Here is a 21,081-nt window from a genome sequence, read left to right as displayed (position 1 = left end):
GCTCTCGAAGTGCCGCGATCATGGCCCGCTGAAGGAGTCCAAGGCGGCCACCAGCGCGGAGCTGAATCCGCCTCCACCGTGGCCGGCATCGTCAACCACGACGAGTCGACTTTCCGGCCAGGCCCGCGAGAGCTTCCAGGCCGTGTCCAACGGTCCAGAAACATCGAAACGGCCGTGGATCAGCACTGCCGGGATACCTGCCAGACAGCTCATTCCGTCCAGTATCTGGTTCGGGACGAGGAAGCACTCGTGACTCCAGTAATGCGTCACCAACCTGGCGAAAATCATCCGGAACGTTGCGTCCTCGTATCGGGGGCTCGGTGTCCATCCCGGCATCAACGACACGTGGGTGTCCTCCCACGCACACCACCTCGTCGCCGCCTCCTCGCGCACCGCCGCGTCCGGGTCGGCGAGGAGGCCCGCATAGGCGGCCGCCAGATCCCCGTCCCGTTCGCCGGCTGGTACGGGAGCGATGAACTCCTCCCACTCCCTGGGGAAGATCCGACCCATGTCGCGGGTGATCCATTCGATCTCGGTTCGGGATCCGGACGTGATCGCTCCGAGCGCCATCGCGAGGACACGCTCGGGATGGCGCTGGGCGTAGACCAAACCCAGGGTCACACCCCAGGACACCCCGGCCACGACCCAACGCCTGATTCCCAGATGCTTACGCAGGCGTTCGATGTCCTCCATCAAATGTGTTGTCGTGTTGGTCGATAGGTCGGTGTCGGGGCCGGCGGCTAGCGGGCGGCTGCGCCCGCATCCGCGTTGGTCGAACAGCACCGCGCGAAAAGCATTCGGGTCGAAGAAGCGTCGTGCGCCGGGAGTGCATCCAGATCCCGGGCCTCCGTGCAGATACAGCACCGGCGTCCCCGTGGGATTTCCGGTGGTCTCCCAATACAGGGAATGGCCGTCGGAAACTTCGAGAAACCCGGCTTCGTACGGTTCCACCGCAGGATGGAGAGCGCTACTCACGAACTCAGCTTCGCATCCTGCACGAGGAGACGAACCGCGAATCAGTCGTTCCCGGTCTCGGTGGTAGCCACCGCCGGGAGCCGCCTGCGACGATTGCATGTGCCCTTCGAGAGGAGTCGAACGATGACAGCATCCGATCCACAGGTCACCACCCGCGAGGAATGGCTCATCGCGCGCCGCGAGTTACTCGCACAGGAGAAGGAGCTGACCCGCCACCGCGACCGGGTCAACGCCGCCAGGCGCGCGCTGCCGATGGTCGAGATCACCGAGAACTACGTTTTCGACGGCCCCGACGGCAGGACCGGATTGGCCGACCTGTTCGACGGCCGCAGCCAACTCCTGATCTACCACTTCATGTTCGAACCCGACGCCGACGAGGGATGCCCCTCCTGCTCGTTCACGATGGACAACGTCGGCGACCTCCGGCACCTGTACGCCCGGGACACCTCGTTCGCGGCTGTGTCGCGTGCACCGCTGCCCAAACTCGAGCAGTACCGCCGGCGCATGGGCTGGATGTTTCCGTGGTATTCCTCGCACGGCAGCGACTTCAACTACGACTACCACGTCACCCTCGACGCGTCGGTCGCCCCGGTCGAATACAACTACAAGGACGAGGCCGAGCTCGTGCGGTTGGACCCCGCATGGGAAGGCTGGTGCGGCGAAGAGCACGGCGTCAGTGCTTTTCTCCGCCAGGGTGAGCGCATCTTCCACACCTACTCCGGTTATGCGCGCTCCACCGAGATCCTCCTCGGCACCTATCACTGGCTCGACCTCACTGCCCGCGGCCGTCAGGAGGACTGGGAACCAGAACCCCGCCGCGGCGACGACCCCTTCATGAGTTGGCTGCGCCGCCACGACGAATACGAACCAGGCGAGATTTCCGGAAAGAAGATCCCCGACTGACCGCCGGCGTTACATCAGTTCGAGTCCCGTTGCCTGCAATTCGAGATAGTCCCGCACCAACAGGTGAGAACACGGCGTGGACACCGCGGTCCAGGGCGTGTGTTGGGGTAATTGCAGTGTCAGCGATTCGGGTACGGCTTCGCGACACCTGATGACCGCCCGGAGTCGCGGCGTCAGGGAGTTCCACCACGCATCGAGTACATACCTGCACTGGGAGAGGTACTCGGAGAGTGGCCCTTGGAGAACCGCCATCTGCGGTACCGAATCAGCTCCACCACTGATCCCCGCGACGGACGCGTCCCCGCATACGGCCATCACCTGCCCGATGAACTGCGGCGGCATGATGCCTTCGGGGTTTCGCAGCAGAGCGAGGCGCGCGCCGGCGGACAGGGCTTCATAAGCCACTTCGGGGTCGATTGCCTCGTCACCCATGCCACGAACGTACCCGGCTGTGGGCGTCTCCTATCGGGAACAGCAATATGTAATCGGCCTGAGCGCCGGCGCGGCCACGTCGGCGTCGTCGGATCACGTTCGCCTTCGGCGCGGCTCGGGTTCGCGTTCGGCTTCCGAACCGCCGAGCAGCTCCCCGGGCGTCTCCCCCACGGCCTCGAGCGCGCCCTTGGTCTTGGACTTCGTGCTGCCGCTGCCCTTCACCTCGGACACGAGGTCGGTCAGGCCCTTCGGTTCGCTGCCGATCTCCAATCGGTTCACCGCCTCGGCGAAGCGCAGGTAGGTATCCACACTGGCGACAACGACGCGGGCGTCGATGGTGAGCAGTTCGATACCGACCAGCGAGACCCGCACGTAGGCGTCGGTGACGAGGCCCTTGTCCAAGATGGTGTCGATGACATCGGCGAGGCCGCTGGAACTCGGGCCGCCACCTGCTGTGGTCATCGCTGTGCTCCTCGCCTTCGACTACCGGAGGTTTTCGCCGGGGTGCTCCGCTTGCGGGGCGGTCGCCGCGCCGGTCGTTCCGCGGCCTCCTCTGCCGTCTCGTCGTCGACGTCGTCCGGCGGCGGTGCCTTCTTCGGTCGTTTCCTGCGTCCCAGCGCGCCCACCATGCCCACCGTGTCGTCGGCGGCTTCGTCCACCGTGTCCACGGTGTCGTCGGCGGCTTCGTCCACCGTGTCCACGGTGTCGTCGGTGACGTCTCCGGCCATGTCCGCGGTGTCCTCGACCAGGTCTTCGGCGGTCTCCAGGACCGCATCGCTGCCGGAGAGCAGCCGATTGTCGAGTGCGTCGACTCGGGCGGTGGCGGCGGTCATGGCCGCCACCTTCACGGCGTCGAGGAGTTGGCCACGCACCGATTCACTGAGCTCGGCGAACTCGGGCGAGGTTTGCAGCAGTTTCGAGGCCCGGTCCACCATCTCCTGGGGTCCGCCGGCGAGGCGGCCGGCACCCGCCGCCGCGAGCAGCAGTCCCAGTTTCTTCCGGTGCCCTCGGCCCAGCCAATAGCCCACGACCACCGCTGCCGCGATTTGCAATCGGGTCATCATCGTCGACTCCCTTCACCCGCATCGGCCGTCATTGGTCGACGCGAGCGCCCGGAGCCGGCCGCCCGGCATACCCCGGATCGGCAGTCCGGTGCGAACCAACCCCGAACCCGACTACCGGCAACGGATGGCCGTCAATCGGTCAAAGGCCGCAATGCGCTGGGAAAATTCGATCACGGCCACGGACCGCCACCGAGTAGGGGTCGACTACGAATGCTGTCATGCTCCAGCAACTTTGGATGACCGTGTGTCGTCCACCGTCACTGCCGTCCCGATTCCCGATCGGCGGCGCCGGCTTCGTCCGCGGTCCTGCATGTTCACGATCGCGGCCGCGGTGGACGCGATCGTCCGGTCGCCGTCGTGGGTCAGCCCGTCGAGTACCCGCCGGGCCGCGGTGCCGGGAATCTCGGCAAGGGCCTGCGTGATCCGCAACCGCGTCGGCGCGTCGTCGCCATTGTCGAGCCTGTCCTGCAGGGCCTGGACGATGTCGTCGGCCGAGGGTGAGACCGTCGTCAGCAGGCCCAGCACTTCGGCGGCCTCGACATCGCGTCGCCCCTCGACGACCATCTCGATCAGGGCGGGTATCGCGTCGACGTTTCCGCGAGAGCCGAGAGCGAGGGCGGCGTACCCGCGGACCGTGGCGTCCGAATCATCGAGGGCTCGTGTCAGATGAACCGCCGCCTCCGCGGTGTGGATTGCCGCTATCGCGGTAGTGGCGCGACGCCGGACATCGACCTCCTTCGCGTCGAGACCGTCGGCCAGATCCGCGAGTCCCGGGCCGGCGGCCCGCGCCAGCGACCACTGCAGCGCTCCGGCCACATTGGGGTCGTCCTCCGACAGGATGGCCTCGACCAGCGCGTCGACGGGCAGCGACGCGGTCCCGTCGTGAGACAGGATCGCTTGTTGACGGCGGGCCGCGGACTCCGATTCGAGCGCACGCACCAGACTGACGATGCGCAGGACGTCGTCCCACTCCGCAGGTGAGGCGGCGTCGACGCGTTCGAGCTTGCCGAGCAGTTCCTGCTCCGCAGCGATCCGCCGGCGCGTGTGCCGGATGAGGTCTCCCACCAGATCGGCCGGTGCGAAATCGGGCTCGTCCAATGCCCGCTTGGCCTCGTTCAACGACAACCCCAAGGTCCTCAGGCTCTCGACGTGGAAGAGCCGTCGGATGTCGTCGGCGGAGTACTCGCGGTAGCCGCCGGACGTGCGGCCTGTGGGCTTCACCAGTCCCAGCCTGTCGTAGTGGCGCAACATCCGCGTGCTGACACCACAACGCCGGGAGACCTCACCGATCAACATTCCATCGCCTCCTGCTACGCGTTCGGACCGGTGACCGCGACGCGTTTCGCCGTCTCGACCGAGAGGGTGAACCCGCTGTCGGGGTCGTGACAGAGCCGCTTCGTCGCCTCCGCATGCGCTCGAATACGCGGATCGGGACTCGTCCCGGCTGCATCGAGGACCGGGAGGGCAGCGTCCCCGAGTCCCACCAGAGCACGGCTCAGACTGAGCTGCACGTGCTGGTCGCCCCGTCCGAGTTCGGTCGTCAGATCGGCCGCGAGCGCAGCCTCGTCGCCGGGCGGCACGAGTGCCACGGCGGCCCGCCACGCGCTGCGCGCGACCTCGTCGTGCTCGTCGTGCAGCAGTGCCGACACGGCGGGCCAGGCGAGCCGGTCCCCGATCTTGGACAGGGTGTGCAGCGACTGACTGCGGGCCTGCGCGGTGTCCGACCCGAGCTCTCGGACCAGTCTCGGCACCGTGAGCTCGGTCGGGAAGCGGCACAATGCCCAGGTCAGCATGTCCCGGACAAAGAAGTCCGGCTCGACGGCGCACCGATCGACGAGAGTGTCCGTGAGATGCGGATCGGGGCGTGTGCCTGCCGAGAGCGCCGCACGCAGCCGACCCGACGGGTCGGCTGCGGCGAGAGCGTCGACGAGGTGGGCATTCGGCCCACCGTGGTTGGTTGTGTTCACGACAACCACCTCCTTCGCCGACCATTCGAGTCCTTGTCACTGTGTCAGGGTCAAGGGCTCGTTGTCAGGAGGCTGTCGTCTGCCGGTCAGTTCGTCATGCTGGCGAACATGCCGGGCTCGTACGAACCCGCCGGGTTGCGCACGATCACGTTGATCCGGTTGGCGGCGTTGATCAGGGCGACCAGCGAGACCAGCGCGGCGATCTGGTCGTCGTCGTAGTGCTTGCGCACCTGGGCCCAGGTCTCGTCGGTCACGCCGTGGTGGGCGTCGGCGAGCCGGGTGCCTTCCTCGCTGAGCGCCAGCGCGGCCCGCTCGGCCTCGGTGAACACGGTGGCCTCGCGCCAGGCCGCGACGAGGTTGAGCCGGACCGGGGTCTCGCCGGCAGCTGTGGCGTCCTTGGTGTGCATGTCGGTGCAGAAGCCGCAGCCGTTGATCTGACTGGCCCGGATCTTGACCAGTTCCTGAGTGGCCTTCGGCAGTGGCGATTGGTCGATCACCAGGGACGCGTTGGCGAACCTCTTGCCGAACTTCAGGGCGATCTCGTTGTCGAACAGGTTGAATCGGGCGTCCATGACTTCGTCCTCACTCGTGGTGTCGTGTACTGCTCGGAACGAACATGAGATGCCGGCGACCCGATTCTTGTGACAAATCGTTCACGCCGCTGCCTCGCGGTCACGTAATTTGGCAGCGGGCAACACGGCTGGGTGTCACAAAACGGCGGGGCCCGGTGTCTGGTGTGTGACACAGTCGAAAGTGAAGAGGAGCCACCCATGGCCGGCACGTCGCAGACCACGCCCGCAGATCGCGGCGGGAGCCAGGACGATCGTTCGGACCCCGCTACGGAGGCGTTCGTCGCCCACCGCAACCTGCTGTTCACCGTCGCTTACGAGATGCTCGGATCGGCCGCCGACGCGGAAGACATTCTCCAGGAGACCTGGCTGCGGTGGGCGGGCGTCGATCTCGACACGGTGCGCAATCAGCGTGCGTACCTGGTCCGGATCACCACCCGCCAGGCGCTCGTTCGGCTGCGCACACTCAGCCGTCGCAAGGAGTCCTACGTCGGCCCCTGGTTGCCCGAGCCGCTGCTGACCGCGCCCGATGTGGCCGAGGACGTCGAGTTGGCCGACAGCGTCTCGATGGCGATGCTGCTGGTGCTGGAGACGCTCGCGCCGACCGAGCGGGCCGTGTTCGTACTGCGTGAGGTGTTCGCTCTGGAGTACGGCGAGATCGCGGACGCCGTCGGCAAGAGCCCGGACGCCGTCCGTCAGATCGCGCACCGGGCGCGGGCACATGTCGCGTCGCGCAGGCCGCGCGGCGTCGTATCCCCGGCCGAGTCCCGAGACGCACTCGAGGCGTTCCAACGGGCGCTCGAAACGGGCGATCTGCAGAGCCTGCTCGACCTGCTCGCACCGGATGTCGTCCTGTTGGGTGACGGTGGCGGAGTCAAGCAGGCTGTGCTGCGGCCCATCGTGGGGGCCGACAAGGTGGGTCGCCTGCTGGCGGCCGGCCTGCCCCGGATCGACGGCACGGTGTCGGTCGAGCCGGTGCAGATGAACGGCTCCCCCGCGCTGATCGTCCGGCTCGACGGGGAGATCGACGACGTCGTGGCGGTGCGGATGGACGACGGCAAGATCACCGGGCTCTACATCGTGCGCAACCCGGAGAAGCTGTCGCGCGTCGAGCGGGAAACCGCGGTGAGCCGCTGAGGGAGCAAGCCGCCCTACCTCGTCGCCGCTTGGTGGCGGTCGCGCCACGCTCGCTCCCATTGCCGGGTCAGGGCGGGGTAGACGATGAGGTACCGGAAAGGCGCGATGGCGGTCATGTAGAGCCGCCCGAACCATCCGTTGGGCTTGACGAGAACGGTCATCTGCAGCTCGTAGTCGCCGTTCGCTCCTCTCGCCCAGCCGAGATGCATCACGGTGTGCACGGTCTTGTTCGCCAGCTCGCGGGCGGACTCCGTGTAGAGCTCGTACACCGCGGTGAGGGGCATGCCTGCGTCGTCCGGGCCGCGCGGAGCGGCGCGGAGATCGCTGGGCAGGCGGTCGCGGAGCGAGGCAACCCGCTCACCGACACCAGTTGAGCGATTGTCCCAGCCGAAGAGTGCCCCGAGTTTCCATCGAACGGCGAACAGGAACCTCACCAGTCGGGGCTGCTTCGCGGGTCCGCCCGCGGCTCGCATCGCTGCGAGCATTGTGGGGAAGTCGTCGGGCCCGGCTCCGGGAGTGCGGAACGACCACACGTCTTCGACGTCGAAGTCTCTCGTGAATTCGTGGATGCGCCAGGGCTGCTCGATGTAGGTGGCCTCTGCTATTCGTGGCACTGTCGACCCCGATCTATACGGCACCGTATATTTCATCTATACGGTACCGTACAAATTGAACGCGATCAATGGAGGTGGCCCGATTCCCGCCGTCGCCCGCACGACACGAGCCCGCTGGATAGAGGCGGGCCTCGACGCCCTCGCAAGAGGAGGCCCCGACGCCGTCCGCGTCGAGACACTCGCCGCCGAACTCGGCGTGACGAAGGGCGGGTTCTACGGCTACTTCGACGGCCGTCCCGCATTGCTCACCGAGATGCTCGACGAATGGGAACGCCGCTGCACCAAAACCGTTATCGCCCAAGCCGATGCCGAAGGCGGCACCCCCGCCGACAGAATCCGGCGCGTGGGGCAACTGACCTACTCGGAGGACTTTCAACGGATCGATCTCGCGATCCGGGCCTGGGCCCACCACGACCGGTCCGTCGCGACGCGCCTGCACGCCATCGACAACGAGCGGATGGACTTCCTGCGAAAGATGTTCGGCACCTTCGTCACCGACCCCGACGAGATCGAGGCACGCAGCACCCTCATGTTCGGACTTGCGATCGGCCGTCACTTCATCGTCGCGGACCACCCCGGGTACACCAAACGTGAAGCCATCCAACTCGCCGGAGAATTCCTCCTGCGCCCGTCCGATACGAACAGTTCTGCCGGGTAAGGGTTTCCGACTGCCGAATCAGTCGAGGTGAGCCGACAACAGCCACGCCGGCAACTTGGACCGGCCCTTCTCGTCGTGCTCCCAGTTCGCGGCCTGCTCCGGGCCGAGCAGCGCGTGGATGAAGGCCGGACGAATGTCGTCGATGGTCCAGAACTCGGCGACGGCCTCGCGCAGCTCGTCGTCGGTCACCGGGTTCGGTCCCTCGCCCTCGGGGAAGGCGCCCTTCGCGAACACCAAGATGTAGTACGACGCGCCGGGCGCGGCCGCCCGAGCGACCGCGCGCAGGTAGTCGCGCCGTCTGTCGACGGGAAGGGAATGGAACAGGGTGCTGTCGACGATCGTGGAGAACCGGCCGTCGAAACCCGTGAACGAACTGATGTCCGCCACCTGATACGTCGCCGTCGTCAGTCCACGATCGGCGGCGGCGGCCTGAGCCACCGCGATGGCCGTCGGCGACAGGTCCAGACCCACCACCGTGTACCCCTGCTCCGCCAGCTGGAGGGACGTCTCGGCATGTCCGCAGCCCGCGTCCAGCACGTCGCTGCGGAACTTGCCCTCCGCGATCAGCCCGGCGATCTCGGGCTGGGGCTCACCGATGTTCCACGGCACCGGCCCCGTAAATACCTCCGCGTCACCTCGGTAGATGTCGTCCCACGGCGCAACCTGGTTGTCCTCGGTCATGACATCGACGGTACGCCCGCACTACCGTGCCGATGTGGATCTTTTCGCACGCTCGTGGTCGGCGCTGCGCACCGCGGTCGCCGACCTGCCGGACGACGACTTCGCACAGCAGTCCGGCTGTAGCGGCTGGCTCGTGCGGGATCTGGTGTGCCACCTGATCATCGACGCGCAGGACGTCCTGATCACCCTCGTCACCCCCTCCGACATGGAACCGACTCGCGACGCCGTGACCTACTGGGACCTCGCCGACACGCCGCCGACCGGAGACGACCCGCTCGACGCGCTGATCGTCCGGCTGGCCGCCGCGTACCAGGAGCCACGGCTGCTGAAGTTCCACTTCGACGACGTCGGCTCCGCTGCCGGCCGCGCCGCCGAACTCGCCGACCCGGACCTGCGGGTCAGCACCCGCGACGAGGTCCTTACCGCAGGCGAGTACCTCTCCGCGTACGTCTTGGAATCGACGCTGCACCACCTCGACCTGATCGCTTACCTCCCAGGCGTGGCGGAACCGCCCGCAGAGGGCCTCGCCCGGTCCCGCGACTTGCTGGAGAAGATCGCCGGGGCCGCATTCCCCGCGTCGTTCTCCGACAGGGACACACTGCTGGTCGGCACCGGACGACGGGGCCCGACCGACACGGAGAAGGCCGAACTCGGCGAGCTGGCGATGAAACTCCCGCTCATCCTCGAATGACTCGGATTACGTCTACCTCAGTGATGAGTCAGCTGGATCACGCCGTCGGGCGATATCCTGAGAACCTGTCATCGAGAGGCCGAACGTGCAGTTTTCATCGAACGTATCGCAGACCGGATGAATCGATCTGGACGAATTCCGATATCAGCCGAATCTGCGTCGACCATGCGGTAAGCCTTTAGTCCGAAAGCCGCACTGCCTTCCACGCGAGTGGTCATGCACCAGTGAGGAAGCTGAGATCAAACGCGCTCGAGGTACGGGCGAGGTTCGTGTGCGAAGGAATCAGGCCCTGGCGGCGGGGTCCTCCTCGGACCCCAGGTTCCGCACCAGCCACCGATCGTCGACGAGATGCATCAGGATCGGAAACACCGGCCGAGGAACGTTCGGCTCCCACACACCGCTCTCGAGCGTCGACATCTCGTGCACATAGAGCACCTCCACACCGGGGCCGACGATCCTTGTTCCGGTACCGATCCCCCACGTCGCCGGGTCCGGCAGCATCGCCCGGAACGACCGCACATGTACGCGCTCGAAATGCACCCACAGCGGATGCTCCGGCACCGGACCCGCGAGGGCCGCCGCGACCGCCTCACCCTCCCAACCGTCAACGGTCATCTGATAGTGGTTGTCCCGCACCCACCGCCATGCGAGTACCGACCGGAAGTCGGGATCCACGTTCGGCCACACCGATAACAGATCCCCGTCGACGCACACCGACGTCAAGAACGCCCACGCCGCACCCACCAGCTTCGTATGCCCGAGGAACCGCACCAATTCCGTCGGATCCATCGCACGTAGCTCGAGGTAGGCCTCCCGCATCTCGGGCAGCAAGGCGCTGATCTGTTGGTCGGTCAATTCCGGAAGGGAGGACGCCGCCGGCACCGCACCAAGGTCGGGAGCCTCGCCTCGGGCGACGAGCAAGGCGCGGACGGTGTCGACGAACCGTGGGGTCAGCCGCTCGAGCGACTCGAGCAGTTCCCCCACCGTGCGCGGCGAGAGCATGTTCCGGGCGACCAGGGCATGCATGCACTCGAGCACCGCGTCCGGGTCCAGATCGAGCAGATCACAGAGGAATTCGTCGGGGTGGATCGCCTCGACGTCGAACGGGACGAGGGCCGCCGGCGGGAAATCCTGCACGGTTGCGGTCACGATCACACCCGCACCGGATCGCACCGCCGCAGCCAGGACGTGCCGGTCCTTCGGATCGTTGGTCATCGCGGGGATCAGCTCACGGTATCCGCGTGATTCCTCCTCTGCGAGGGGAAATGCTCTGCGCATCTGCTGCACTCGCCGCGCCGCCTGCTGCGGCGACTTACCGAACCTCTCCCCGGACAGGGTGCGCTCGACCTCGTCGAGCAGATCCGGCGTCCACACCGGCCGGAACAACTCGGCATCGGCCAGCGTCAGCAGCAGGTTGTTCAGGGTCTGGGGAAGCATGACGCACGTGTCGAGAACCACCCGAAAGGTCGTCATGGTCGCCCCGCCCTATATCAACGAGTCGACACGAAGCCGTCAGCGGCATCGCCCGGGTCCGGGGGTTCCTCGTGCGCCATCTCCTCGAACACCTGGCCCCGACGCGCCCGCTCACCCTGCTGGAATGCGAGCACGTCCGCCAACTCCACCCGCCGATGCCGGCCGGGCGAGGTGTATGGGATCTTCCCCGCTTCCAACAATCGCACCAACGTCGGCCGCGTAATCCCCAACAGGTCCGCAGCCTCCTGCGTCGTCAACATCGTGCGATGCGGTTCCACCGTCACCGCCTGACCCCGATCCAAAGCAGCAACCGCGTCGACGAGCAAACCCCGGACACTGTCCGGCAACGGCACCGACCCGCCCGGGGACGAGATCGACACCTCCTCGGAACCAGCAAGAACGGCCTTCAGCGCTGCGAGAAGATCCCGATCGTCGGTGGCCGGCGGCAGTACCGTGTGGTTCGTCCCAGCGCCCATACCTCACCATAAAACGAAAAAAACGAACACACAATGCGGCTGGGCGCGGCAGCGGAACGGATGACGGACTCAGGCTCGGTCGATGGTGACGACGGCCGCTGGGGTCCTGGGTTCACGCCGCCCGGATCGCGAACGAAATACGTTGCTCAACATGCAAAAAGTGTCACCTTCCCATCCCATCCCGTAGGTGAAAGCGCATCGCGGGAAGTCATCGACCGCGATGATCGTTCCATGCCGATCTCGGAATGGAACCAGGACAGTTTGGTGTGGCGCTTCGTTATGACCGACGACGGTCCGGACTTCTACGAGACTCCGGGCTTTGAGCCGCCGGCTGCGTGGCTGCTCGCGATCGCAGCCGTTGCCCGCGATCTGTGGTGCCTGCGATACGGACGCGACGTGCAGGTAGAACGTCTGGTGTGGGAACTCGCGATCACTGACCAGTACGCCGTCACCATCGGCTGGCGAGGGCCGGGGGTCGGTGGGTTCAACCTCTGCCACGGCGTTTCGATGGAAGCCCCCTACCCGCAGGCCACGGTCTGGGTCGCCGACACCGCGCAAGGCGAGCTGACCGGCTACGAGTTCATCCAATGGCCATCGCGAGGACGGCACATCCTCAACCCCCGCCTCCGCCAGGAAGAACCGGTGTGGGTCGACCCGCACACAGGCACCGCGGTCGCCGCCATCGGCGAACTGTGCGAGCAGCGCACCGCCTGGGACGCCCTTGACCGGCACCCGGGGGAATGACCGCCCGGGTCCGTTGTCGACCTCCCTTGGCTCTGAGCAACTCCTCGGCGTTAACCAGATATTGGTACCCGTAACCGAATGCCGCGCGCCGCCGTCAGGTCACTTCGTCTCCAGATTGATGGTTGTGGCGGAGTCGGCCAAGTGGCGAGTAATTCACGCTGGCTACTCGCCTTCGGATTCTTGGGTGCCGGGCCTCGGCTGTTCATTCTGTTTCGGCGCTACCGGCACCCATTCCCGCAGTTGTCGAGACGATCCGTACCGATGAATCTGTGCGGCTCGGGGCCGAAGGCGAGATCGGACGTCCCGGTCGGGGCTACTTCGACGACAGCCACAGCCTGAATGCTTCGGCCGTCGCAGCCTGCAAAGTCGTCCCGCGGGTGGCTACTTCGATCTTCACCTGCCGCAGCAACTCCGGGTCCACGCGCGCGGAGAACTGCGGGAGTTTCGCCGCACCGACGGAGACCGGAGCGGCCTCGGCTGTAGTACTCGGGAAGAGCGGATCCGAATCACAATCCGGCGCCGCGATCTGCAGCACGGTGTCGGATGCTCCCGCGGAGTGCTCGTTGCCCATCTTCATCTCCTTGACGTACCGATGAGGTAGCTGTTCGACGAGATCGGCGGCCTCGGTGCCGCACCCTCGCGTGTTCAGTCCGGGAGGGCTGACTTTGCAGGCACATGTTGAGTGTTACGCGAAGTATCGGAAAAATTCTGTCGCCCACATTTACGACCAGAGCGGACGGAACTTGAAGCTGACACATTGAAAGATAGCACGCGTGATCGCAATGCAACTTGTTACCGGAAAAATAAACCAATACGAGAATTGTGACATCGGCCCGAGAAAAGGGACGCTCACCGTTTCTGTAATTGTTTTGACGCCGGGTACCGTACCGCCGGTATGAAATGGCATGCAATGTAGCTTGGTAACAATATTTCAATCTAACTTATCGAACGTCCAACCCATATAAATTAGCGAACCTTGCTGTACGTCCAACCAGCATAAAGAAGCGAACCTTGCTGTACGTTCAACCGAAAGCGAAACGCGCACTGCCAGGTCCGATCCGGGTTCTCCTGCTCAGGCGCGCGCTTCTAGTTCTTGTGAAGAACAGTACTTTTCTCCGTAACTGCGGCGGTCACACCTCTTCGGGCGACAGTTCCAAATCGACGAATTCCCGCGAAGGCGTGGATTCGCTATTCGGTCGTAAATTAATTAATAACCGACACACCGCGCCGGTCGTTGACACATACCGGGTGGTTTGCGAATGATTCCTGCCATCAACCGCTCCACGGTGAGGGGAAATTCGTGACATCGGTGCACACTTCGATCCAGGCGCGTTCTCGGCGTCGCTGGTTTGTGGCGGGGGCGGCCATGGCGACCGCCACGGCTGTGATCGTTTTCGGTGGAGTCGCGTCAGCGGCTCATCCTCCGGTCGGACTGGGGACAGCCAACTCCTTCGCGATATTGGCGGGCCAAACGGTCACCAACACCGGCCCGTCGATTATCTCCGGGGACCTGGGTGTCAGTCCGGGCAGCGCGGTCACCGGCTTTCCGCCGGGAACGGTGATCAACGGCACGCAACACGTTGCCGATGCCGTTGCGCTGCAGGCTCAATCCGATCTGACGACGGCATACAACGATGCGGCCGGCCGGCCGGCCACCGCGGCGGCGCCCCCCGATCTCGGTGGCCTGACTCTGGTCGATGGCACCTACAACACGGCCGGCCCGATGGGACTGACCGGCACCGTCACCCTCGATGCGCAGGGTGATCCCAACTCGGTGTTTATTTTTCAGGCCGGGTCCACGTTGATCACCGCGTCGGGCAGCACGGTCGCTCTCATCAACGGGGCCTCCCCGTGCAACGTGTTCTGGCAGGTGGGTAGCTCAGCGACCCTGGGGACCAACACCACCTTCGTCGGAACCATCATGGCGTTGACCTCGATCTCGGTGCAGACCGGCACCACCGTGAACGGACGCGTCTTGGCACGCAACGGCGCAGTCACTCTGGACACCAACACCATCACCCGGCCCAACTGCGTCACGCCGCCGCCGACGTCCACGACGACACCGCCGCCGACCACGACAACCACGGCACCGCCGACCACCACTACTACGACCGTCACCAACGGTCCCATCATTCCGATTCCCATTCCGATTCCCATCCCCATTCCGATCCCCCCCGGCGGAGGCATCCCCGGTGTCCCCGGCATCCCCGGTGTCCCCGGAATTCCCGGCCCTCCCGCTCCTCCGGGCCCGCCGGCACCCCCCGGCCCTCCGGCTCCCCCCGCTCCTCCGGCTCCTCCGGCTCCCCCCGCTCCCCCCGGCGGTCCTGGTGGACCTGGTGAGCAGGGCGGACCCGACGAACAAGGTGGCCCGGGTGAGCAAGGTGGCCCGGGTGAGCAAGGCGGACCCGGCGAACAAGGCGGACCCGGCGGCGGAGGCAAGGGCGGCCCCGGTGGCAACGGATACATCATCCCCAAGGGGCATCCGGAAACGGGGGCTGGCGGCACCACTCCCCACTCAGATGACAACGTTCTCCGCTCCCTCGCAGGTCTGGCCCTGGCCGGATCGGGCATAGCGGCAGGCCAGGGGGCCCGACTGCGCAGGAGGCAGCGATGAGCGACCCGAGCCCCGAATACCCCGAGCCCGTCCCGGGCCCCGAGTGGCCAGGGCTCGAGGGGGCGATGGGCAGGGTGAAACGCTGGTGGGTGGTGGCAGCGGTCCTGATACTCATCGCGACGGCTGTCCTCGCCCTGCGCAGCTATCAGGAGTCGGGAGATCCCCAGCTCGGACAGCCATCCGTGACCGACACCGTGCCGGCGCCCTCCGACGGGGCGTCCGGCCCGGCACCGGTCGCGTTGCGGATCCCTGCACTGGGGGTGGACGAAACACTCATCACTCTTGGTCTCAATCCCGACGAAACAGTCGAGGTGCCCGCCGATTTCGACAAGCCGGGGTGGTACAAGTTCGGGCCGGCTCCGGGCCAGCTGGGTTCGGCAGTGATCCTGGGGCACGTCGATTCCTATGAGGGTCCGGCGGTGTTCTACCGATTGAAAGACCTCGAGGCGGGAGATTCGATCGAGGTGAGCTTGGCCGACGGCACCATCGCTCATTTCGCGGTCACCAGGGTGGAGACGTATCCGAAGACGGAGTTCCCGGCCGAGGAGGTGTACGGCTCTCACGGTGATGAAACGCTGCAACTGGTCACCTGTGGGGGAGAGTACGACGCGGACGCCCGTAGCTACCTGTCCAACATCGTGGCCTACACCTCTCTGGTTGATACAGACAGCGGGGAAGCTCCGGCCGCTGCCGGCCAGAAATGATCTGGCAACCGGGAAGTTCACGGGAGGTGAGTATTCGGCCCACCGTGGTCGGTTGTGGAGGCATGCTGTGGACTCGACGAGACTGTGGGGTACGACCCCGCGCAGGTTCTCGGCACGTCGAGATGTAGTCGATCAATCTTGTCGCCGCAGCCCGGGCGGCCGGCGGCCGGGTGCCCCAGGACCGACCGTGGCATGCGCCTCCCGAGTAGTCTGTCTGGGCATGGCACGGGATGAGCGTGGTGTGACAGCCCAGAGTGAGGACTTCGCTGCCTGGTACAACGAGGTGGTCTTCAAGGCGGGCCTGGTGGATCGAGGTCCGGCCAAGGGCACCATGGTGATCCGGCCGTACGGGTACCGGCTGTGGGAGCTGTTGCAGTCGGAGCTGGATCGTCGCATCAAGGACACCGGTCACGAGAACGCATACTTCCCGTTGCTGATTCCGGAGAGTTACCTGGGCCGGGAGGCCGAACACGTCGAAGGGTTCTCCCCGGAACTGGCGGTGGTCACCCATGTCGGCGGGAAGGTTCTCGAGGAGCCGTTGGTGGTGCGGCCGACGTCGGAGACGATCATCGGCGAGATGATGGCCAAGTGGATCAGCTCGCACCGCGACCTGCCACTGCTGTTGAATCAATGGGCGAATGTGGTGCGGTGGGAGCTACGGCCGCGAATGTTTCTGCGCACCACAGAGTTTCTGTGGCAGGAGGGTCACACCGCGCACGTCGACGAGGCGTCCGCCCGCCGCGAGACGATGCTGGCGCTGGACATCTACCACGAGGTGGCGCGTGAGTTGGCCGCGATCCCGGTCGTCCCGGGTGAGAAGACACCCGGCGAACGGTTCGCGGGTGCGGTGGCGACCTACACGATCGAGGGCATGATGCGGGACGGTCGTGCGCTGCAGTCCGGCACCTCGCATTACATGGGCATCAAGTTCGCGTCGGCGTTCGACATACGGTTCACCAGCGAGACTGGACGAGAGGAGTTGTGTCACACCACGTCCTGGGGGATGAGCACCCGGATGATCGGTGGCATCGTCATGACGCACGGCGACGACAAGGGCCTGGTGTTCCCGCCGCGGTTGGCGCCCCACCAGGTGGTGATCGTGCCGATCACCCGCGGCGGCAACGTCGCGGTCGAGGGCGCGGCCGACGAGTTGGCTCACCGCCTGCGGTCGGTGGGGGTACGGACCCATGTCGATGCCCGCCCCCACCTCACCCCGGGTTTCAAATACAACGAATGGGAGATGCGCGGCGTCCCGGTCCGGCTCGAGCTCGGCCCGCGAGATCTGGAGGACGGCACCGTGATGATGGTGAAACGACTCGGCGACGACGGTAAGCAGGCCGTGCCGATCGACTCCCTGCCCGAGGCCATGCCCGGGGTCCTGGACGACTTTCAGGCCTTCCTGCTCGCTCGCGCCACCGCGTTCCGTGACGGCCACGCCCGAACCGTCGACAACTGGACGGATTTCGCGGACGCGGTGTCGACCGGGTGGGCACTGGCCCTGCACTGCGGGATTGCCGCGTGCGAGGAGGAGATCAAGTCCCTCACCGCTGCCACCCCGCGATGTGTTCCCCTCGGCGGCGAACCGGAGACAGGTGTGTGCGTGCGATGCGGCGCGGCGTCGGCGTATGGCAAGCGGGTGATCTTCGGGCGCGCCTACTGACGGGACGCACGTACAGGGGTGGCTACCACCACCCCTCGGGGGACTATTCGAATGCCGGGCACTCGTCGGACGCTGGGGATCTCGAAAACCGACCACTCGGAGAGAGAAGTCCCTCGATCGAAAGGAATCCGTCGCATGCCCCGCATCCTCGGCACCACCGTCCCCGACGTCCACGAACACGATCCGCCGGGCGTGGCGTTGCCCGCCGTCGAATCCGTCCGGAAGGCGGTCCGTCACCACTGGGCCTTCGCCCGGATCGGCCTGTATCTGCTGCTCGCCTCCCTGCCGCTGCTCGCGATCTCGGCGCAGGTGTTCGGCGTCGTGCCGATGAATGCCACCGGTGCGCTGGTGATCATTCCGCTCGCCGCCACCCTCGCCGTGTTGTGCGTGTTCGCTCCGCACCCGATCGACCGCATCGTCGGCCACGGCCTCGGCTGGGGCATGTTCGCGTGTCTGGCCTACGACGTCTTCCGCCTCGACACCGTGTATCTGCTCGGGCTGTGGGGCGACTTCATTCCGAAAATGGGGACGTGGCTGCACTCGGGAACCGACACCCGGACCGGCGCGATCGTCGGCTACCTGTGGCGGTATCTCGGTGACGGCGGCGGCATCGGAATCGCCTTCTTCCTCGTCGCCCTCGCACTCGGCCTCCAGCATCGGTCGCGCCGCGTCGTCATCCTCGCGTTCGTCACCTTCGCGGTGTTCCCGGTGTGGGCCGGGCTCATCGGAACGGTCGCCCTGTCGCCACACGGACAGCACGACATGTTCCCGCTCACGCCGACGACGATCACGTTGTCGCTGATCGGGCACCTGATCTTCGGGCTCGTGCTCGGTCTCGGCTTCCTGCGTGCGCGGGGCCGCCTCGGCCAGCACTGGCCGTGGCCGCCGCTGCTCCCGGTGCGGTCGCAGGCCGGTGCGCCGCAGCCGCGCAGTGAGGCGCTGGTGCCCGCATGCGGCGAGTGCGGCGCGACCGAACGGTAGGACCCTCCGTAGGTGAGTGGCGAAGCGTGCCAGGGCACGCTTCGCCACTCACGTGTGGGTGAGGTGCCGGTCCTTCACCATCCGGCCCACTGCCACGGACAGCAGCATCAGCAGTGCCGCCCCCACGAAGCAGGCGGCGTAACCGACGTGCGGGGCGAGTAGTGAGATGACGAACGGGACGGTGAAGCCGACGTAAATCAGGCAGTAGAACACCGCCACGGTCTGTGCGAGTTCGTCTGCCGGTGCCAGTCTTTCGACGGACGCCAGACCGGATCCGAGCAGGATGCCGTAGCAGGATCCGAGGAGGAAGGCCGCGACGACGATCGCGGCGACGGACAGCGCGCCGTCCGTGTATGCGACCACGGTCGCGGCGCCGAAGCCCAGCACCCCGAGGGTGATGCCGACCCGGATCCCGGCGGCGGCGTCGTCCTGCTGCGACCACCGTTTGGCCCACGGCTGGATCATCGCCCCGGTGATCAGGGTCAGCGCCGCGACGAGCCCGGTGAAGGCCACCGACGTGGACCGCAGCGACTCGGAGACGAGCGGCGGAAGGGTCGCGAACGACACGGTCGCCACACCGAACACCCACGGTGCCCAGGGCGCGATGCGCCACCGGAACTGGGGTGTCGCCAGCGCCGACAGGGGTGTGGCGGTGAGGTCGGTCGCCCGGACGCGCACGTCGGGCACCGCCCACACCAACGCAAGGGCCCCGAGCATCAACGCGATGTGCACCAGGTACGGGAGCAGTTCGGGGGCGGGGAGCCACTGCGCGATCATGCCGGCGAACAGGGCTCCGCAGCCGAATCCCGCGGACAACGACACGGCGGCGCGGCGTGCACCCGCCCCGGCGGGCGCGGTGGAGCTGAGTTCCTTCATCCAGGCGGTTCCGGCGCCGAACGCCATGCCGGAGGCGAGTCCGGCCAGCACCCGGCCCAGGTAGAGCAGGTCGGGGACGGCGGCGCCCGCGATGAGGACGAGGGAGGAGACGATGCCGACGGGGATCATCGGGCGGATCACCGCGCGCCGGCCGAACCGGTCGGACACGCGCCCGAAGTACAGCAGGGCGGGTACCAGCCCGACGACGTACGACGCGAGCATCGCGGTGAACGAGCCGTTGCCGAGACCGAGATGTTCGCGGTAGACGAGCTGCATCGGGGCGAACTGGTTGGCACCCCAGCTGACCGCGAACAGCGCGGCGGCGAGGCGGACCCAGGGCGAGAGCATCACCCGATCCTCCCAGAGCCCGTGGCGCGGCGAAGTATCAACTCTTCACAGCTCGGGCGACGGTTTCCTGTGCACACTGGCCGTGTGCGGCGGGTGTGGGGGTGTCTAGCGTCGACCCCTGAGCACGAGCCGAGGAGGACATGTGTGGGGTAACGACGGCAGCTGGGTCGGCTCGGACGCGCAGACGATCGCCCGCGCGGTGACGAACCGGGAGGTGTCCGCGAGCGAGGTGCTCGACGACCACCTGGCGCACATCAAGGCCCGGAACCCGGAGCTGAACGCCGTCGTCACCGTCGCCGAGGATCAGGCGATCCGGGCCGCCGACGACCTCGACACCCGCATCGGCCGAGGGGAGGACGTCGGTCCGCTGGCCGGGGTCCCGTTCACCGTGAAGGACCTGATCGCGACCGCAGGTGTCCGGACGACGGCGGGGTCGCGCGCGCTCGAGCACAACGTGCCGCGTGTCGACGCGCCCGCGGTGGCCGCGATGAGGGCGGCCGGCGCGATTCTCGTCGGGAAGACGAACACCCCGGAGTTCGGGGCCAGCGGCCTGACGCACAACGACCTGTTCGGGTACACCGTGAACCCGCTGCGGCCCGACGGTGTCGCCCGCTCCCCCGGCGGTTCGAGTGGCGGCGAGGCGGCAGCGATCGCGTCCGGGATGAGTGTCGTCGGTCTCGGCACCGACTTCGGCGGCTCGGTCCGCTGGCCCGCCCACTGCACGGGACTGCGGTCCGTGCGCCCCACGATCGGCCGGGTGGACCCCGACGGACAGTATCCCGGCGTCCCGTCCGGCGATCACTTGTTGACCAATCCGGCGACCATGCACGGCACACTGCAGACGATCGGCCCGATGGCGCGGACCCTGGACGACGCGGCGCTCGTGCTGCGGGTGCTCTCGTCCCGGCAGTACCGCTGGACGGACCCGGCTTCGGTGGACCTCCCGGGTCTCGACATCACGTGGGCGCCCGGTGACGGGACCGTCCCGGTCGACACGGAGATTGTCGCGGCCGTCGCCGGCGCCGCCGGACGGCTCTGCGCCCGACCGTACCGGGGAGCGGCGCTGTCGGAGGGGAACGATCTGTTCGGGACGTTGCGTTCGGTCGAAACCCACACCGACATCGAAGAACTCGGTACCGACTTCGGAACGAACATCGCCATGATGCTCGCCGACGCGCGGGACGTGGACCGGCGCCTGGTCGAGCGACTGTGGGCGCAGCGAGCGGAACTCGTCCACCGATTGCTCGGCGAGATGGGCGACGTGCTCGTCCTTCCCGTCGCCTCCATCCCGGCGCCGCCTCTGGGCGAGGAACTGTTCGACGTCGGTGGGCACTCGCTCACGTGGTCTCAGGCCCTGGCGAGTTGCCGCGCGATCAGTGTGACGGGTCTGCCGTCCATCGTCGTTCCGGTGGGAAGCACCCGGTCCGGGTTGCCGATCGGGGTGCAGGTCGTCGCGCGCCCGTGGTGCGAGCACGTGGCGTTGGCCGTGGCCGCCCGGTTGTGAGGCGACCACG

General features: G+C 66.7%; 23 protein-coding genes. 10 read left to right on the top strand and 13 right to left on the bottom strand.

Annotation, left to right across the window (positions count from 1 at the left end; translation table 11 throughout):
* Positions 1-18: 18 nt before the first annotated feature.
* On the bottom strand, positions 19-975 hold the full coding sequence (gene pip / locus RHA1_RS17090) for a prolyl aminopeptidase (protein ID WP_011596142.1): 957 nt from the start codon (positions 973-975) through the stop codon (positions 19-21).
* A gap of 123 nt (positions 976-1,098) precedes the next feature.
* Here pip and RHA1_RS17085 point away from each other — a divergent pair, with 123 nt between their 5' ends.
* A complete protein-coding gene (locus RHA1_RS17085) occupies positions 1,099-1,878 on the top strand; it encodes a DUF899 domain-containing protein (protein WP_011596141.1) in 780 nt (259 codons plus the stop codon).
* 9 nt (positions 1,879-1,887) lie between these two features.
* On the opposite strand, the gene RHA1_RS17080 is transcribed toward RHA1_RS17085, so the two are convergent.
* The 6 genes from RHA1_RS17080 to RHA1_RS17055 all read right to left on the bottom strand — a co-directional run bounded on the left by RHA1_RS17080 (position 1,888) and on the right by RHA1_RS17055 (position 5,913).
* Positions 1,888-2,310, bottom strand: coding sequence for a hypothetical protein (locus RHA1_RS17080; RefSeq protein ID WP_011596140.1), 423 nt, complete (start codon positions 2,308-2,310; stop codon positions 1,888-1,890).
* Positions 2,311-2,403: 93 nt separating this feature from the next.
* A complete protein-coding gene (gene gvpJ / locus RHA1_RS17075) occupies positions 2,404-2,772 on the bottom strand; it encodes a gas vesicle protein GvpJ (RefSeq protein WP_011596139.1) in 369 nt (122 codons plus the stop codon).
* A complete protein-coding gene (locus RHA1_RS17070) occupies positions 2,769-3,371 on the bottom strand; it encodes a hypothetical protein (protein ID WP_011596138.1) in 603 nt (200 codons plus the stop codon). Before RHA1_RS17070 ends, gvpJ begins: the two co-directional genes overlap by 4 nt.
* 219 nt (positions 3,372-3,590) lie before the next feature.
* A complete protein-coding gene (locus tag RHA1_RS17065) occupies positions 3,591-4,670 on the bottom strand; it encodes a MerR family transcriptional regulator (RefSeq protein ID WP_011596137.1) in 1,080 nt (359 codons plus the stop codon).
* A gap of 14 nt (positions 4,671-4,684) precedes the next feature.
* Entirely contained in the window at positions 4,685-5,350 is a 666-nt protein-coding gene (locus tag RHA1_RS17060) for a HEAT repeat domain-containing protein (protein WP_016884810.1), read from the bottom strand.
* Positions 5,351-5,427: 77 nt separating this feature from the next.
* Complete coding sequence (locus RHA1_RS17055; protein WP_009476518.1) at positions 5,428-5,913, bottom strand: carboxymuconolactone decarboxylase family protein; 486 nt, start codon at positions 5,911-5,913, stop codon at positions 5,428-5,430.
* Positions 5,914-6,111: 198 nt separating this feature from the next.
* Here RHA1_RS17055 and RHA1_RS17050 point away from each other — a divergent pair, with 198 nt between their 5' ends.
* Positions 6,112-7,047 (top strand): RNA polymerase sigma-70 factor, encoded by a 936-nt coding sequence (locus RHA1_RS17050; RefSeq protein WP_011596135.1) that lies wholly within the window; start codon positions 6,112-6,114, stop codon positions 7,045-7,047.
* Positions 7,048-7,061: 14 nt separating this feature from the next.
* On the opposite strand, the gene RHA1_RS17045 is transcribed toward RHA1_RS17050, so the two are convergent.
* Positions 7,062-7,661, bottom strand: coding sequence for a DUF2867 domain-containing protein (locus tag RHA1_RS17045; protein ID WP_011596134.1), 600 nt, complete (start codon positions 7,659-7,661; stop codon positions 7,062-7,064).
* Between RHA1_RS17045 and RHA1_RS17040 the strand changes: the two genes are divergently transcribed.
* Positions 7,639-8,319: a TetR/AcrR family transcriptional regulator gene (locus RHA1_RS17040; RefSeq protein WP_011596133.1), complete on the top strand. Its 681-nt coding sequence runs from the start codon at positions 7,639-7,641 to the stop codon at positions 8,317-8,319. The two genes, RHA1_RS17045 and RHA1_RS17040, sit on opposite strands and share 23 nt — an antisense overlap.
* A gap of 18 nt (positions 8,320-8,337) precedes the next feature.
* Here RHA1_RS17040 and RHA1_RS17035 read toward each other — a convergent pair whose 3' ends face one another.
* Positions 8,338-9,000: a class I SAM-dependent methyltransferase gene (locus tag RHA1_RS17035; RefSeq protein WP_011596132.1), complete on the bottom strand. Its 663-nt coding sequence runs from the start codon at positions 8,998-9,000 to the stop codon at positions 8,338-8,340.
* 34 nt (positions 9,001-9,034) lie between these two features.
* Between RHA1_RS17035 and RHA1_RS17030 the strand changes: the two genes are divergently transcribed.
* Positions 9,035-9,691 (top strand): maleylpyruvate isomerase N-terminal domain-containing protein, encoded by a 657-nt coding sequence (locus RHA1_RS17030; RefSeq protein ID WP_011596131.1) that lies wholly within the window; start codon positions 9,035-9,037, stop codon positions 9,689-9,691.
* A gap of 282 nt (positions 9,692-9,973) precedes the next feature.
* Here RHA1_RS17030 and RHA1_RS17025 read toward each other — a convergent pair whose 3' ends face one another.
* Together RHA1_RS17025 and RHA1_RS17020 are read right to left on the bottom strand one after the other, a co-directional pair.
* Positions 9,974-11,164: a PIN domain-containing protein gene (locus RHA1_RS17025; RefSeq protein WP_011596130.1), complete on the bottom strand. Its 1,191-nt coding sequence runs from the start codon at positions 11,162-11,164 to the stop codon at positions 9,974-9,976.
* A gap of 17 nt (positions 11,165-11,181) precedes the next feature.
* Entirely contained in the window at positions 11,182-11,640 is a 459-nt protein-coding gene (locus RHA1_RS17020) for a helix-turn-helix domain-containing protein (RefSeq protein WP_011596129.1), read from the bottom strand.
* A gap of 231 nt (positions 11,641-11,871) precedes the next feature.
* Between RHA1_RS17020 and RHA1_RS17015 the strand changes: the two genes are divergently transcribed.
* Positions 11,872-12,384, top strand: coding sequence for a hypothetical protein (locus RHA1_RS17015; RefSeq protein WP_041811592.1), 513 nt, complete (start codon positions 11,872-11,874; stop codon positions 12,382-12,384).
* A 313-nt stretch (positions 12,385-12,697) separates the two neighbouring features.
* Here RHA1_RS17015 and RHA1_RS17010 read toward each other — a convergent pair whose 3' ends face one another.
* The gene (locus RHA1_RS17010) at positions 12,698-12,961 is read right to left on the bottom strand and encodes a hypothetical protein (RefSeq protein ID WP_016884814.1); all 264 of its coding nucleotides are present in this window, start codon (positions 12,959-12,961) and stop codon (positions 12,698-12,700) included.
* A gap of 789 nt (positions 12,962-13,750) precedes the next feature.
* Between RHA1_RS17010 and RHA1_RS46170 the strand changes: the two genes are divergently transcribed.
* The 4 genes from RHA1_RS46170 to RHA1_RS16990 all read left to right on the top strand — a co-directional run bounded on the left by RHA1_RS46170 (position 13,751) and on the right by RHA1_RS16990 (position 18,343).
* Complete coding sequence (locus tag RHA1_RS46170; RefSeq protein WP_011596125.1) at positions 13,751-14,998, top strand: ice-binding family protein; 1,248 nt, start codon at positions 13,751-13,753, stop codon at positions 14,996-14,998.
* The gene (locus RHA1_RS17000) at positions 14,995-15,702 is read left to right on the top strand and encodes a class F sortase (protein ID WP_011596124.1); all 708 of its coding nucleotides are present in this window, start codon (positions 14,995-14,997) and stop codon (positions 15,700-15,702) included. Before RHA1_RS46170 ends, RHA1_RS17000 begins: the two co-directional genes overlap by 4 nt.
* 220 nt (positions 15,703-15,922) lie before the next feature.
* Entirely contained in the window at positions 15,923-17,362 is a 1,440-nt protein-coding gene (proS, locus tag RHA1_RS16995; RefSeq protein ID WP_050787323.1) for a proline--tRNA ligase, read from the top strand.
* 135 nt (positions 17,363-17,497) lie between these two features.
* Positions 17,498-18,343, top strand: a complete 846-nt coding sequence (locus RHA1_RS16990) for a hypothetical protein (protein ID WP_011596122.1) — start codon at positions 17,498-17,500, stop codon at positions 18,341-18,343.
* Between the two features lie 48 nt (positions 18,344-18,391).
* On the opposite strand, the gene RHA1_RS16985 is transcribed toward RHA1_RS16990, so the two are convergent.
* Positions 18,392-19,567, bottom strand: coding sequence for an MFS transporter (locus RHA1_RS16985; RefSeq protein ID WP_011596121.1), 1,176 nt, complete (start codon positions 19,565-19,567; stop codon positions 18,392-18,394).
* Positions 19,568-19,709: 142 nt separating this feature from the next.
* Here RHA1_RS16985 and RHA1_RS16980 point away from each other — a divergent pair, with 142 nt between their 5' ends.
* Positions 19,710-21,071: an amidase gene (locus RHA1_RS16980; protein WP_011596120.1), complete on the top strand. Its 1,362-nt coding sequence runs from the start codon at positions 19,710-19,712 to the stop codon at positions 21,069-21,071.
* Positions 21,072-21,081 lie beyond the last annotated feature (10 nt).

Source organism: Rhodococcus jostii RHA1 (assembly GCF_000014565.1).
Lineage (GTDB): Bacteria > Actinomycetota > Actinomycetes > Mycobacteriales > Mycobacteriaceae > Rhodococcus_F > Rhodococcus_F jostii_A.
This window is presented reverse-complemented; position numbering and strand designations above follow the sequence as displayed.